14 protein-coding genes are annotated in these 14,362 nt (G+C 59.0%); 8 read left to right on the forward strand and 6 right to left on the reverse strand.

Annotated elements, in window-relative coordinates; all coding sequences use genetic code 11:
• Positions 1 to 125 precede the first annotated feature (125 nt).
• The 4 genes from ACOI7D_RS17190 to ampH form a co-directional block, all read right to left on the reverse strand.
• Positions 126 to 1,844: a lysophospholipid acyltransferase family protein gene (locus tag ACOI7D_RS17190; RefSeq protein WP_060591725.1), complete on the reverse strand. Its 1,719-nt coding sequence runs from the start codon at positions 1,842 to 1,844 to the stop codon at positions 126 to 128.
• A gap of 178 nt (positions 1,845 to 2,022) precedes the next feature.
• Entirely contained in the window at positions 2,023 to 2,514 is a 492-nt protein-coding gene (locus ACOI7D_RS17195; RefSeq protein ID WP_420667978.1) for an REP-associated tyrosine transposase, read from the reverse strand.
• A 255-nt stretch (positions 2,515 to 2,769) separates the two neighbouring features.
• A complete protein-coding gene (gene hemB / locus ACOI7D_RS17200) occupies positions 2,770 to 3,744 on the reverse strand; it encodes a porphobilinogen synthase (protein ID WP_002890201.1) in 975 nt (324 codons plus the stop codon).
• 106 nt (positions 3,745 to 3,850) lie between these two features.
• Positions 3,851 to 5,011: a D-alanyl-D-alanine-carboxypeptidase/endopeptidase AmpH gene (gene ampH / locus ACOI7D_RS17205; RefSeq protein WP_044521218.1), complete on the reverse strand. Its 1,161-nt coding sequence runs from the start codon at positions 5,009 to 5,011 to the stop codon at positions 3,851 to 3,853.
• Between the two features lie 219 nt (positions 5,012 to 5,230).
• Between ampH and ACOI7D_RS17210 the strand changes: the two genes are divergently transcribed.
• The 3 genes from ACOI7D_RS17210 to ACOI7D_RS17220 all read left to right on the forward strand — a co-directional run bounded on the left by ACOI7D_RS17210 (position 5,231) and on the right by ACOI7D_RS17220 (position 8,206).
• A complete protein-coding gene (locus ACOI7D_RS17210; RefSeq protein ID WP_072096510.1) occupies positions 5,231 to 5,743 on the forward strand; it encodes an isochorismatase family protein in 513 nt (170 codons plus the stop codon).
• Positions 5,744 to 5,860: 117 nt separating this feature from the next.
• Positions 5,861 to 7,081: a peptide antibiotic transporter SbmA gene (gene sbmA / locus ACOI7D_RS17215; protein WP_032453450.1), complete on the forward strand. Its 1,221-nt coding sequence runs from the start codon at positions 5,861 to 5,863 to the stop codon at positions 7,079 to 7,081.
• Positions 7,082 to 7,099: 18 nt separating this feature from the next.
• Positions 7,100 to 8,206, forward strand: coding sequence for a DUF1615 domain-containing protein (locus tag ACOI7D_RS17220; protein ID WP_017898945.1), 1,107 nt, complete (start codon positions 7,100 to 7,102; stop codon positions 8,204 to 8,206).
• Here the strand turns inward: ACOI7D_RS17220 and ACOI7D_RS17225 are convergent.
• Positions 8,203 to 8,505 (reverse strand): YaiY family protein, encoded by a 303-nt coding sequence (locus ACOI7D_RS17225; RefSeq protein WP_023288568.1) that lies wholly within the window; start codon positions 8,503 to 8,505, stop codon positions 8,203 to 8,205. The genes ACOI7D_RS17220 and ACOI7D_RS17225 overlap by 4 nt on opposite strands.
• A 252-nt stretch (positions 8,506 to 8,757) precedes the next feature.
• Between ACOI7D_RS17225 and ACOI7D_RS17230 the strand changes: the two genes are divergently transcribed.
• Complete coding sequence (locus ACOI7D_RS17230; RefSeq protein WP_004204881.1) at positions 8,758 to 8,961, forward strand: DUF2754 family protein; 204 nt, start codon at positions 8,758 to 8,760, stop codon at positions 8,959 to 8,961.
• Between the two features lie 31 nt (positions 8,962 to 8,992).
• Here the strand turns inward: ACOI7D_RS17230 and ddlA are convergent, their stop codons facing one another.
• On the reverse strand, positions 8,993 to 10,090 hold the full coding sequence (gene ddlA / locus ACOI7D_RS17235; protein WP_023288569.1) for a D-alanine--D-alanine ligase: 1,098 nt from the start codon (positions 10,088 to 10,090) through the stop codon (positions 8,993 to 8,995).
• 99 nt (positions 10,091 to 10,189) lie between these two features.
• On the opposite strand from ddlA, the gene ACOI7D_RS17240 reads away from it, so the two are divergent.
• The 4 genes from ACOI7D_RS17240 (at position 10,190) to phoA (ending at position 14,324) form a co-directional block, all read left to right on the forward strand.
• Entirely contained in the window at positions 10,190 to 10,873 is a 684-nt protein-coding gene (locus ACOI7D_RS17240) for an extensin family protein (RefSeq protein ID WP_048296824.1), read from the forward strand.
• Positions 10,874 to 11,042: 169 nt separating this feature from the next.
• Entirely contained in the window at positions 11,043 to 12,242 is a 1,200-nt protein-coding gene (locus ACOI7D_RS17245; protein WP_023288571.1) for a multidrug efflux MFS transporter, read from the forward strand.
• A gap of 301 nt (positions 12,243 to 12,543) precedes the next feature.
• Positions 12,544 to 12,804: an anti-adapter protein IraP gene (gene iraP, locus ACOI7D_RS17250; RefSeq protein ID WP_004204875.1), complete on the forward strand. Its 261-nt coding sequence runs from the start codon at positions 12,544 to 12,546 to the stop codon at positions 12,802 to 12,804.
• A gap of 89 nt (positions 12,805 to 12,893) precedes the next feature.
• Complete coding sequence (gene phoA, locus ACOI7D_RS17255) at positions 12,894 to 14,324, forward strand: alkaline phosphatase (protein ID WP_032428614.1); 1,431 nt, start codon at positions 12,894 to 12,896, stop codon at positions 14,322 to 14,324.
• Positions 14,325 to 14,362 lie beyond the last annotated feature (38 nt).

A 14,362-nucleotide genomic window follows, 5' to 3' on the forward strand; every position in this document is an offset into this window, starting at 1 on the left:
TGCTGCATTGCCCGCTGCTTCCCGGAGGTGGCGCCTGACGCGGCTTTTCCGGGCGACCGAACCGTCGGAAACGGTGAACCGTAGCCCGGCTAAGGCGCAACGCGCCGCAAGCCGGGAAAAAGCGTTTATGCCGATTTTTGCGCCCCCAGATGCGCGCCAATATAGCGCTGATAGCGATTCGCCTTCAGGTAGGTGAGATCCACCAGCACCAGACCATCCACGCAGTTATTGAAATCCGGATCGCTGCCGAAATCGATAAACTGCACGCCGCCCGGCTCGCACACTTCCGAGTACTGCTTATACAGCGGCGGGATCGCGCAGCCGAGATTGCCCAGCAGGGACTTCAGCCGGGCCAGGTCGTCGTTGTAATCCTCCCCGCCAAACTGCGCCAGCACGTCGGGCAGCGACGCCGGATAAGGGCGACGCGACTCCGCCAGCGGATGCGTCGCCGGGAACCACAGCCGGTAGAACGCCACCAGCAGATCGCGAGCGGCGGGCGGCAGCCCGCCAGAAATCGACACCGGGCCAAACAGATAGCGATAGTGCGGATAGCGCGCCAGATAAGCGCCGATGCCGGACCACAGATAGTCCAGCCCGCGTCGACCCCAGTAGCGCGGCTGGATAAAGCTGCGCCCCAGCTCAATGCCGTGCTGCAGGATGTCGTCCATCCGCCCGTCGTAGTGGAAGAGACTGGAGCTGTAGATCCCCTCCAGGCCGCGCTTTGCCAGCTGTATAGCCGTCGGCATAAAGCGGTAAGCGCCGACGATTTCCAGATCTTCTTCATCCCACAGGATCAGATGCAGATAGTCGTCATCATACCGGTCGATATCCCGCCGTTTGCCGCTGCCTTCCCCGACCGCGCGGAAGGCGATTTCCCGCAGGCGTCCCAGCTCGCGCAGCAGCGGCGCCTCCTCCTGGCCGTTGCGCTGCCAGAGGTAAATCACTTTGCCGTCGGCGGTGCGGCCCAGGCATTCGGCCTTGTGCAGTTCGCGTTTAAGCCGCGCCCGGTCTTCCGGACGGGCGATGGCGCTTTCGGTTTTAAACCGCCCCGGCAACCCTTTGCGCAGCTGTTCAAGGTGCTGATAGCAACGGCCGGTAAGCTCGCGAGCGCTGGACTGGGCATCGAACCAGCTCGACCAGGGGATCTGCTGGCCGATGCGCACCGGCAGGCTGCTGTTGCGCCGGCGAAACATCTGTTGCATCAGCAGGAGCAGCGGCAGGTTGTCGGAGACCAGGGTGCTGGCGTAAAACAGGGCGCTGTTGTGGGCGTTAATCCACGCCGGCAGCAGCGGGGCGCGATATTTTGCCGCCAGCTTAATAAAGCCCGAGTGCCATTTTTTATCGCGGATGCCGCGACGGGTGAGGCGGGAGACTTCCCCCGCGGGGAAGAAGATCAGCACCCCGCCGGCCTGCAGCTGCTGGTCCATCTGCTGCAGCGCCGTTTTAGCGGTGCGGCCATGAATATTATCCACCGGGATAAACAGCGAGCTCAGGGGCTCAAGGTGGGTGAGCATGCGGTTGGTGACCACTTTGACATCGCGGCGCACGCGGGATACCGCATACAGGAGCGCCAGGCCGTCGAGGGTGCCGGTGGGGTGGTTGGCGATAATGACCAGCGGGCCATATTCGGGGATTTGTTCGAGATCGTGCGCCGGGATAGCGCAGCGGATATTGAGGTATTCCAGCACCTGTTCGACCGTATCAAGCCCCTTCAGGTGGCGGTGACGGTCGGCAAATTGTTGAAACTCTTCCTCATAAAATAGCTTTTTTAACAGTTTCTTTTGCCAGGGGGCGGGCCTCGCCTGAGGCCACAGGTCATCGAGTACGTTGTCGAGACTAAACATAGTGGCTCCTCCTCCGTCCTGCCCAGACAGTAGAAGGTAGAGATGTCGTTCAGATTACAGTTGGGTGAAGTTTCGCTCGCAGCGGGGGAGGTTTCCCGGATAGCGGCTAACGCCTCATCCGGGCTACAGTTGGCGCCGATTTGTAGCCCCGGTAAGCGTCAGCGCCACCGGGGAGAGGCTATCGGCGTTCACCGCAGCTAAGATCAAAGCTATCGCCAGCCCAATTTGGGGGATATAGCCCGCGCTGGACATCGCGATGAAAGGTTGAAAATGGCCAATCGATCACCCGGGTGACCCAGCCATGCTTAAGTGGATTGATATGGATGTAATCAACGTGTCGGCGGTAATCATCTTCATCGCGTATGGCATGCTCCCAGAAGCGCGGTTGCCAGAGGGGTTGTCGTTTTAACGTTCTGGTAAAACAGCCTTTGATATCTCTCCAGCGTGAAGAAAAATCGTCATCATTATGAGGTAGTGTCCAGATGCAATGCAGATGTTCAGGCAACACCACCCAGGCATCAATAATAAAGGGGCGATGTTGTTTAACAACAGCGACAGAGTAGCGCAATAATTCTATGTTTTCAGTTAGGTGCATGCTTCTACGGTCTTTAAGGTTAACAGTGAAGTACCAGGTTCCCCCCTTAATGTAATAACGTCGATAAGCCACCACAGGATCTCCTGGAATTCGGTATTTATGATGTGGTTTAACACGTTAGAAGGCGAAATCCGGTACGCCAAGGAGAAGGCGCAGAAGGTGGAAAGCGGCGCGCAAAGTTTTAGCTACAGATATTGGTTAGCGCCTGTCCCCGGATAGCGGCGCAAGCGCCTTATCCGGGCTACGGTGTGGTGGTCGCGATAAATACAGCGCACCGGGGATGAGGTTTGGTAGCCCCGGTAAGCGCAGCGCCACCGGGGAGAGGGAGGCTTAACGGAGGATTTTTTTCTCGGCCAGGTCGAGGGCGAAATAGCTGAAGATCAGGTCGGCGCCTGCGCGTTTGATCGCGCCAAGGCTTTCCAGAACCACTTTCTCTTCATCGATAGCGCCCGCCTGGGCGGCGAATTTGATCATCGCGTACTCCCCGCTGACCTGATACGCGCCGAGCGGCAGATCGCTGCGCTCGCGGATATCGCGCAGAATATCCAGGTAGGCGCCAGCCGGTTTCACCATCAGGCAGTCGGCGCCCTGGGCTTCATCGAGCAGCGACTCGCGAATGGCTTCCCGGCGGTTCATCGGGCTCATCTGATAGGTTTTACGATCGCCCTTCAGCGCGGTACCGGCCGCTTCGCGGAACGGGCCGTAGAAGGAAGAGGCGAACTTGGTCGAGTAGGACATGATCGCCGTATTGGTGAAGCCGGCAGCGTCCAGCGAGCGGCGAATCGCCTGCACCTGACCATCCATCGCGGCGGAAGGGGCGATGAAGTCCGCGCCGGCGGCGGCGGCGACAACGGCCTGTTTGCCGAGGTTTTCCAGGGTGGCGTCGTTGTCCACCCCGTGGTCGCACAGCACGCCACAGTGGCCGTGGGAGGTGTATTCGCAGAAGCAGGTATCGGACATGACGATCATCTCCGGCACCGTGGACTTACAGATCCGCGACATACGCGCCACCAGACCATTTTCATTCCAGGTATCGCTGCCGGTGGCGTCGGTGTGATGAGAAATGCCAAAGGTCATCACCGAGCGAATGCCGGCATTGGCGATGCGTTCGATCTCACGCGCCAGATATTTTTCCGGAATACGCATCACGCCGGGCATAGCCTCGATCGCTTTGTAATCATCAATTTCTTCTTCAACAAAGATCGGCAACACCAGGTCGTTCAAACTCAGTGTTGTCTCTTCAAACAGGGCGCGCAGCGCAGCGGATTGACGCAGGCGGCGGGGGCGAGTGATTAAATCTGTCATGGTTTGCCTGATTTTGTAAAATGAAAGACGGTAGTGTAACTGAAATGGCAGCGGGATGTTTCGCCAAAACGATCGTTATGTCGCATCGGCGAAACCTCCCCCGGGCTTACTGGCTGGCCGTCTGCATGTTGGGCTGCGCGCCGCTCAGCTCGCTGACCAGGTCGTTGATGCCATCGCTCATATTGTTGAAGCGGGTTAACGGCGAGCGGGTCACCACCACAAAAGCGCCGACGTTAGCCTGCGGATTCATCGCCATATAGGTGATAAACCCGCCGCCGCCGCCGGTTTTCTGAATAATCCCCGGATGGCCATTCTTCGGCTTCATATACACCCAGCCAAGCCCCAGCGCGTCGGCGCGGCCCGGCACGTCCATACCGATCACCCGGGTCAGCTGGTTACGCTGATAAATCAGCGTCTGCATCCGGTCGGCCTGCTGGCCGCGGGTATAGAAATCGGATGACAGGAACTGCTGCATCCAGCGCATCATATCCCCCGGCGTCGAGTAGACTCCGCCGCTGCCGATCGCCGCCAGGGTGTTGTTGCACGGGCTGGCGCCTTTTTCCGGGATCATCAGCCGCTGGCACTGGTCCGGCGACGGGGTAAAGGTGGTGTCCTTCATCCCCAGCGGTCGGGTGATCTGCTCTTCAAATAGCTGCGGATAAGGTTTGCCGGCGGCGGTGGAGAGCGCGTCCGCCAGCAAATCGAAGGCCAGGTTGGAGTAGGCCGCCTGCGAGCCCGGCGCGGTCTTCAGGGTCGCGGTAGAGAGCCAGCTCCAGCGCTGCTGGCGGGTCGGCCAGACAAACACCGGGCGATGGGCGGCGCCGCCAGGCTGTTCGCGCGGCAGGGCGCTGGTATGGGTCGCGAGATTCACCAGGGTGATCGGTTTTCCCTGCCAGTCAGGCACCCGGGCGCCCGGCGGGGCGTATTTGCTCAGCGGATCGTCGAGTTTCACCACCCCCTGGTCGAGCAGCTTCACCAGCATCTCGCTGGTCATCAGTTTGCTGAGGGAGGCGATACGGATCACCGAGTCGAGCTGCGGGTGCTGATTATTCCCGGGGCGGGTTTCGCCAAAGCTGCGAAACACACGCTGATTGCCATCGATCACCACCAGCGCCATGCCGGTGGCGCCGCTGCCGTAGTAGATATGATTGGCGTAACGATCGACCACATCCGAGGCGAAAACCGGGTCAACGGTGGGCTGTGCGGCCTGCGCCGAGGTCCACGACGCCGCGCACAGCGCAGCAAAAATGAGCAAACTACGTTTCAACGGAAATCATCCATTAAATAAATAAAAGAGAAGAGGGTATTTATACTACGAAGTGGCGCAGAACAAAGCGGGATTCACGACATTCCTGCAGGAAAAAGGTAACGGTGCGTAAAAAAGACTTTTTTACGCTTTCGGATATCGGCTTTTTTCGCCGGCGCGTATGATGACCGTTTGGCTGAAGGTTCGCGGGAGAAAACAATGGCGGCTCAACGGGTAGTGATGGTCGTGGATATGCAAAATGGCGTGTTCGCCACGCCGCGTCTGGCGCGCGAGCGCTGCGTCGCGCAAATTAATCGTCTGGTGCGCGCGGCGGATAAGGTCATTTTTATTCAACATGATGAGGCCGGCGGCCTCGAAGCCGGCAGCGAAGGCTTCGCCCTGCTCCCTGAGCTGGAGCAGCCGGCCGGCGCGCTCTATGTCACTAAAACCGCCTGCGACGCCTTCTATCACACCTCGCTGGAGCAGGTGCTGCGGGAACACGACATTCAGCAGTTTGTCATCTGCGGTTGCGCCACCGACTACTGCCTCGACACCACCATTAAAAACGGCGCCAGCCGCGGATACGGCATTGTTATCGCGGAAGATGCCCACACCACCGCCAACCGCCCCGCCGCGCAGGCCGCGACGCTCATCGCCCACTACAATGAGGTGTGGCGTACGCTGACCGTTCCTGGCAATCCTTTACAGGTGAAACCCACAGAAACAATTCTGCACGCCTGGCAGCAGAACTAAGCTGTTGATATCCGGTCTTATCATCCGTCTGCCCCGCGAGAACGCTTTCACGCGGCGGCCGACGTATGCGTCGTATACAGCAATAGCAGAACGATAAGAAGTTAGCAGGAGACAATGATGTTTAAATCTTTTTTCCCCAAACCGGGGCCGTTTTTTATTTCTGCCTTTATCTGGTCGCTGCTGGCGGTGATCTTTTGGCAGGCGGGCGGCGGCGACTGGCTGCTGCGGGTCACCGGGGCATCGCAGGATGTGGCGATCAGCGCGGCGCGTTTCTGGTCGCTCAACTATCTGGTGTTCTACGCTTACTATCTGTTTTGCGTCGGCGTGTTTGCGCTGTTCTGGTTTGTCTACTGCCCGCATCGCTGGCAGTACTGGTCGATTCTCGGCACGTCGCTCATCATCTTCGTCACCTGGTTTCTGGTGGAAGTGGGGGTGGCGATCAACGCCTGGTATGCGCCGTTCTATGACCTGATCCAGAGCGCGCTGGCCACCCCGCATAAGGTCAGCATCAACCAGTTTTATCATGAGATCGGTATCTTTCTCGGCATCGCGCTCATCGCGGTGATCATCGGCGTGATGAACAACTTTTTCGTCAGCCACTACGTCTTCCGCTGGCGCACGGCGATGAACGAACACTACATGGCCCACTGGCAGCATCTGCGCCATATCGAAGGCGCCGCGCAGCGTGTGCAGGAAGACACCATGCGCTTTGCCTCCACCCTGGAGGATATGGGCGTGAGCTTTATCAACGCGGTGATGACCCTGATCGCCTTCCTGCCGGTGCTGGTGACGCTCTCGCAACACGTTCCCGACCTGCCCATCGTCGGTCACTTGCCGTATGGCCTGGTGATTGCCGCGATCGTCTGGTCGCTGATGGGGACCGGCCTGCTGGCGGTGGTGGGGATTAAGCTGCCGGGTCTGGAGTTTAAAAACCAGCGCGTGGAAGCGGCCTATCGTAAAGAGCTGGTCTACGGCGAGGACGATGAAACCCGCGCCACGCCGCCGACGGTGCGCGAGCTGTTCAGCGCGGTGCGTCGCAACTATTTCCGTCTCTATTTCCACTATATGTATTTCAATATCGCCCGCATTCTCTATCTGCAGGTAGATAACGTTTTCGGCCTTTTCCTGCTGTTTCCGTCGATCGTTGCCGGTACGATTACCCTCGGGCTGATGACGCAAATTACCAATGTTTTCGGCCAGGTGCGCGGTTCGTTCCAGTACCTGATCAGCTCGTGGACGACGCTGGTGGAACTGATGTCCATCTACAAACGTCTGCGCAGCTTTGAGCGCGAACTGGACGGCAAACCGCTGCAGGAAGCGATCCCGACATTACGTTAATCAAGACAAGGAAGCAGGATGGCCGCACGTTTATCGCGCATTATACCCGGTTCATTGACGCTGCTGGCGGCCGTGGTGCTAAGCGCCTGTACCAGCCAACAGGCGCCGGTGTTGAAAGAGGGCGAGAAGCCCGTTGACGTGGCGTCGGTGGTGCGGCAGAAAATGCCCGCCAGCGTCAAGGATCGGGAGGCCTGGGCGCAAGCCATCGCCACCGCCTTTGACAGCCAGAAGCTGGCGCCGACGGAAGAGAACGTCTGCTCGGTGCTGGCGGTCGCGCAGCAGGAGTCCAATTATCAGTCCGACCCGGTGGTGCCGGGGCTGAATAAAATCGCCTGGCAGGAGATCGACCGCCGGGCGGAAAAAATGCACATTCCGCTGTTTCTGGTCCATACCGCGCTGAAGATCACCTCGCCAAACGGCAAAAGCTACAGCGACCGTCTGGACAACGTGAAGACGGAAAAGCAGCTGAGCGCTATTTTTGATGACTTTATCGGGATGGTGCCGATGGGGCAGAAGCTGTTCGGCTCCCTGAACCCGGTGCACACCGGCGGCCCAATGCAGGTCAGCATCGCCTTTGCCGAGCAGCACACCTCCGGCTACCCGTGGAAAATGAACGGTACGGTGCGCCAGGAGGTCTTCAGCCTGCGCGGCGGCCTGTGGTTTGGCACCTATCATCTGCTGAACTACCCGGCCAGCTACAGCGTGCCGCTGTACCGTTTTGCCGACTTTAACGCCGGCTGGTATGCCAGCCGTAACGCCGCCTTCCAGAACGCGGTGGTGAAAGCCAGCGGGGTGAAACTGGCGCTCGACGGCGACCTTATCCGCTATGACAGCGATGAGCCGGGCAGCACCGAGCTGGCGGTGCGCCGCCTGGCGGGCCAGCTGGGGATGAGCGACAGCGAGATCCATAGCCAGCTGAAAAAGGGCGACAGCCTGGCGTTTGAGAAGACCGACCTCTATCAACAGGTTTTCCGCCTCGCGGATAAAAAAGCGGGCAAAACCCTGCCGCGGGAGATGTTGCCGGGGATCCAGCTTGAGAGTCCGAAAATCACCCGTAATCTGACGACGGCGTGGTTTGCGAAACGGGTCGATGAGCGGCGGGCAAGCTGTATGGCGCGGCGTTAACGGCGCCGACGCCAGCGCACAATGAGCGCCAGCAGCCCGATGAACGAGCAGCCGATCAGAAAAGGGATCAGGCCAAAGAGGGTGCCAACGGCGAGGCTGATGTCGACCTGCGGACGGCTGGCGTCCTGGGCCTGCATCAGGCGCTCAAAGACTCCCGGAGCGTGGATCAGCATGCTGAGCATCTGCGCGCCGGCCCAGCAGCAGATCAGGACGAACAGTCCGTAAGCGACATGGCTGCCGGTCAGCGCCCCTCTTTTTTTATTTCCCAAAAGCGATTTTGAAAAACTGAATTCAGCCATAGGCCCTCCCACCTCTGTACTGCTGGTTTTTTCTCCAGCTCTATGGCAGGTATTCTGGCAGTGCGACGCCGTCGCCAGTATCAGATTGCTGGTAATTGCCCTCCAGGAATAATCCTGTTTTCGCCGTTGTGTTAACCGCGCCACAGGAAGGGAAAAGGGAGACCGGCGTCGCAATCCAGCAACATTCTCCATATCGCTACAGACTGCCGCGGGCGGCTATGCGAAGATGCGTTTTTTGCTGTTGGAGGCCGCATGAAGCTCACTGATAAAATTCGCCGCGACTGGCACTACTACGCGGTGGCGCTGGGGTTAATTTTTATTCTAAATGGCGTGGTGGGGCTGCTGGGGTTTGAGACGCAGGGCTGGCAATCTTACGCCGTCGGTCTGGTTACCTGGGTGATAAGCTTCTGGATCGCGGGCTTTGTGATCCGCCGCCGCCCGGCAGAAGAGGCCTGAGGCCGCCGCTGCCAGGCGGGGTAAACGCGTTTTAGTTCATGGAGGTTTTCAGCGCCCGGTCCGCGGCATGGCGCTCCAGCGCCAGCTCAATCAGGCGAGTGATCAGACTGGTGTAATCGAGGCCGCTGGCCTGCCACAGCTTCGGATACATGCTGATGTTGGTGAAGCCCGGCAGGGTGTTGATCTCGTTGATCACCACCTCGTTGTCGGCGGTGAGGAAGACGTCGACGCGGGCCATGCCGCTGCAGCCCAGGGCCTGGTAAGCCTGCACCGCGATAGCGCGGATCTTGTCGTTGATCTCCGGGGCGATAGCGGCCGGGACCACCACCTGCGCGCCCTGGTCGTCGATATATTTGGTGTCGTAAGCGTAAAACTCGCTGTTGAGGACAATTTCGCCGCAGGTACTGGCCTGCGGGTGGTCGTTACCCAGCACCGCACACTCAATTTCCCGGCCTTGAATGCCTTGCTCTACCACCACTTTATGGTCAAATTCAAAGGCCAGGGCCACCGCCTGATGGTACTGCTCTTCGTTTTTAACTTTGCTGACGCCAACCGACGATCCCTGGTTGGCCGGCTTAACGAACAGCGGCAGGCCCAGCTTCGCTTCGACATCGGCAAAGCTGAACTGCGCGCGGTTGGCGCGGGTCAGGGTGATAAACGGGGCGACGGCGAGCCCGGCGTCGCGCAGCAGGCGTTTGGTCACATCTTTGTCCATACAGGCCGCAGAGCCCAGCACATCGGATCCGACGAAAGGCAGATTGGCCATGCGCAGCATCCCCTGCAGGGAGCCATCTTCGCCCAGCGTGCCGTGGACGATGGGGAAAATCACATCGATGGCCGCCAGCGGCTGGCCGCTTTCGGCGTTAATCAGCTGCTGCGCTTCACGGCCCGGGATCTGCGCCAGGGTCACCGTTGAAGGGCGCAGGGCGATGCGGGCAGGATCCTGAGCATTGAGCAGGTAGTTGCCGGCGTCGTTGATGTGCCATAGTCCCTGTTTATCAATCCCCAACAGAACCACATCGAAGCGTGATTTATCAATCGCTTCCACGATATTCTTCGCTGACTGCAGCGACACTTCATGCTCTGCCGACTTACCGCCAAAAACGATCCCAACCCTCATCTTTGCCATTTCAACTTCCATCCAGATTACATCAAAGGGCATAACATACCATGTGAAACCGCCGCCTGCCTGCCATAATATTTACCTGATCAATTGACGGGAGCGGGCGTGAGAGGAAAGACGCTGCTGGTGCTGGCCGGGCTGCTCGGCGCGGGCCTGGTGGGATATCGCTATCTGCCGCCACACCTGAATCCGCTGGCGCCGCTGGCCCTTGACGATCCCCCGGGCTGGCTGACGTCGTTCAAGTTGCGCAGCCTGACGGCCGACCAGTGCGCCTCTCTGCTGGCGGAGGCCAACCGCCGGCGGCTCATCGCCAGCCAGCCGGTGGCCGACAGCGAGGGCGCCTGCCCGCTGCGTAACGTGGTGCGGGTGGCTAATTTTGGCTCGGTGCAGCTGAGCAGCAGTTTCCTCGCCAGCTGCCCGCTGGCGCTCAGCAGCGCGCTGTACGTCGAACAGCAGGCGAAGCCGCTGACCCGTCAGCTGATGGCTAGCGATCTGCGCCAGATCGATCATCTCGGCAGCTTCGCCTGCCGTAATATCTACCATCGGGAACAGGCGCGGCGCAGTGAACACGCGACGGCGGATGCCCTTGATGTCAGCGGCTTCCGCCTGACGGACGGCAGACGCATCAGCATCCTGCAGGGCTGGCGCAGCGAGCGCTCTCACCCCTGGCTGGCGGCGCTGTTGAGCAACAGCTGCCCTTACTTCGGCAACGCGCTGGGGCCGGAGTACAACGCGGCGCACGCCAACCATTTTCACTTTGGCATGCGCGGGCAGGGCTTCTGCTTTTGAGCATAAAGCCCTGTGAGCAGCCTGAATGACCAGAAAATGCTTCGTCCGCCTCTCATGCGCATTCATAAAACACCAAACTCACCGCCAGCGCATCTATGGTAGTACACCAGTGGAATGAAATTGCTAAGCTAGGTAATAATTGGCAAATCATTAATGAATACGCGTAGTTATGGAATCCTGGAAGGTTAATCTCATCTCCGTCTGGTTTGGGTGCTTTTTTACCGGCCTGGCGATCAGTCAAATTCTCCCCTTTTTACCCCTCTACGTCTCCCAGCTGGGCGTCACCTCGCATGAAGCGCTGTCGATGTGGTCGGGGCTGACCTTCAGCGTCACCTTTCTGGTCTCGGCGATCGTCTCGCCGATGTGGGGGAGCCTCGCGGACCGCAAAGGCCGCAAGCTGATGCTGCTGCGCGCCTCGCTGGGAATGGCGATCGCCATTTTACTTCAGGCCTTCGCCACCAACGTCTGGCAGTTGTTTATCCTGCGGGCGATCATGGGCTTAACCTCCGGTTATATCCCCAACGCCATGGCGCTGGTGGCCTCCCAGGTGCCGCGCGAGCGTAGCGGCTGGGCGCTGAGCACCCTGTCGACGGCGCAAATCAGCGGGGTGATCGGCGGCCCGCTGCTGGGCGGTTTCCTGGCGGACCACGTCGGGCTGCGGATGGTCTTTTTTATTACGGCGATCCTGCTGACCATCAGTTTTCTGGTCACCCTGTTTCTGATCAAAGAGGGGGGCCGCCCGCCGGTCAGCAAAACCGATCGTCTCACCGGGAAACAGGTCTTTGCCTCCTTGCCCTATCCGGGGCTGGTGATCAGCCTCTTTTTCACCACCCTGGTGATCCAGTTGTGCAACGGCTCAATTGGCCCGATCCTGGCGCTGTTTATCAAGTCGATGGCGCCGGACAGCAACAATATCGCTTTTCTGGCCGGGATGATCGCCGCGGTGCCCGGGGTGTCGGCGCTGATCTCTGCCCCACGGCTGGGTAAGCTTGGCGACCGCATCGGCACTTCGCGGATCCTGCTGGCGACGCTCTGTTGCGCGGTGGTGATGTTCTTCGCCATGTCCTTTGTCACCACCCCGCTGCAGCTGGGGACGCTACGTTTTCTGCTCGGCTTTGCCGATGGCGCGATGCTTCCGGCGGTGCAGACCCTGCTGCTGAAATACAGCAGCGACAGCGTCACCGGGCGCATCTTTGGCTATAACCAGTCGTTTATGTATCTGGGCAACGTCGCCGGGCCGCTGATTGGCGCCTCCGTATCGGCGATGGCGGGCTTCCGCTGGGTATTTATTGCCACCGCCATTATCGTCTTCATCAACCTCTGGCAGCTGGCATGGATGCTGCGCCGCACCCGCCGGGCGAAGGCCTGAACCTCGGCTGACGGTATTTAACGCCATACCGTCAGCGTTTTTCACCGACAGTAGATTTATCATTACTTTTTGTTATCGCCATGGCGTGAGCGCTATTCCGTTTTATTATTTCCGACGTACTTTGGTTATAAACAGCGCCGCTCATGATTAAACAATACTATTTATAGTGGTATTTTGTTGTGGTAAAACGTTTCGCTGTATATTGGGTGTTGCGACGATTCTTATTTTAAGTAATTCTGAGGTCCGTCATCGGGTATGACATCTCAATCGAAAAACAGACCTCGCATAAGGAACTGGTGCTATGAAGAATCTCATTGCTGAGTTACTGGTTAAACTGGCGCAAAAGGAAGAAGAAGCAAAGGAACTGACGGTGCAGGTTGAAGCGCTGGAGATCGTGGTCACCGCATTATTGCGCCATATGGAGCATGATGCCCAGCAGGCATTGATTCAGGATATTGAGCAGGCGATAGACCAGGTGACGCCCTGTCCGCCGGTCAACGACCAGGATGCCATCCTGCTGCAGCAATATCTAAAGAAGCTGTTGCGGCATCCTCGTAGCTAATCTTTGCGACGCGACAAGGATGCCGTCATTTTTCTGTCATCTCCCTTTTATAAAGTCTCCCACGTTTTGTTTTTTTAAGTATTTTTTACATGGAGATGACAAAAGTGAAATTAAGCGCCCTGTTTATTGCCCTGCTGCCTCTGCTGGGCTCGCCGGTTATTCATGCGGAAACTACTGCCGCGCCGGTTCTGGAAAATCGCGCTGCCCAGGGAGATATCACCACTCCCGGCGGCGCGCGTCGTTTAACGGGCGATCAAACCGAAGCGCTGCGCGCCTCGATAATCAATAAGCCGGCCAAAAACGTTATTTTGCTGATTGGCGATGGCATGGGTGATTCTGAAATTACCGCTGCGCGAAATTATGCGGAAGGGGCGGGCGGTTTCTTTAAAGGCATTGACGCCCTGCCGTTAACCGGGCAGTACACGCACTATTCGCTGGATAAAAAAACCGGTAAACCGGACTACGTCACCGACTCGGCGGCCTCCGCCACCGCCTGGACCACCGGCGTGAAGACCTATAACGGCGCGCTGGGCGTCGATATTCATGAGAACGCGCATCAGACCATCCTCGAGCTGGCGAAAGCGGCGGGCCTGGCCACCGGCAACGTTTCTACCGCCGAGCTGCAGGACGCCACCCCCGCGGCGCTGGTGGCGCATGTGACATCGCGTAAATGCTACGGCCCCACGGTCACCAGTGAAAAATGCCCCAGCAATGCGCTGGAGAAAGGGGGCAAAGGCTCCATTACCGAACAGCTGCTGAACGCCCGGCCGGATGTCACCCTGGGCGGCGGCGCGAAGACCTTTGCCGAAACGGCGACGGCGGGCGAGTGGCAGGGCAAAACCCTGCGCGAGCAGGCGGAAGCGCGCGGCTACCAGATTGTGACCGACGCGGCCTCTCTTGCCGCCGCGACGGCAGCCAGCCAGGATAAACCGCTGCTGGGACTCTTCGCCGACGGCAATATGCCGGTACGCTGGGAAGGGCCGAAGGCGTCTTATCACGGTAATATCGATAAGCCGCCGGTGACCTGTACGCCAAACCCGAAACGCGACGCCTCGGTGCCGACGCTGGCGCAGATGACGGAGAAAGCGATTGACCTGCTGAGCCGCAACGAGAAAGGCTTCTTCCTGCAGGTGGAAGGCGCCTCCATCGATAAGCAGGATCATGCGGCGAATCCGTGCGGCCAGATCGGCGAAACCGTTGACCTCGACGAGGCGGTGCAGAAGGCGCTGGAATTTGCCAAAAAAGACGGCAATACCCTGGTGATCGTCACTGCCGACCATGCGCACGCCAGCCAGATTATCCCGGCGGATAGCAAAGCCCCGGGGCTGACCCAGGCCCTGAACACGCACGATGGCGCGGTGATGGTGATGAGTTACGGTAACTCCGAGGAAGAGTCGATGGAGCACACCGGCACCCAGCTGCGCATCGCGGCCTACGGTCCGCATGCGGCTAACGTCGTCGGCCTGACCGACCAGACCGACCTCTTCTCGACCATGAAAGCGGCCCTGAGTCTCAAATAAGTCGCTGCCGGTGGCGAATTCGCGTCACCGGCTGGTTT

This window comes from Klebsiella sp. C360, from assembly GCF_048822415.1.
Taxonomy (GTDB): domain Bacteria; phylum Pseudomonadota; class Gammaproteobacteria; order Enterobacterales; family Enterobacteriaceae; genus Klebsiella; species Klebsiella quasipneumoniae.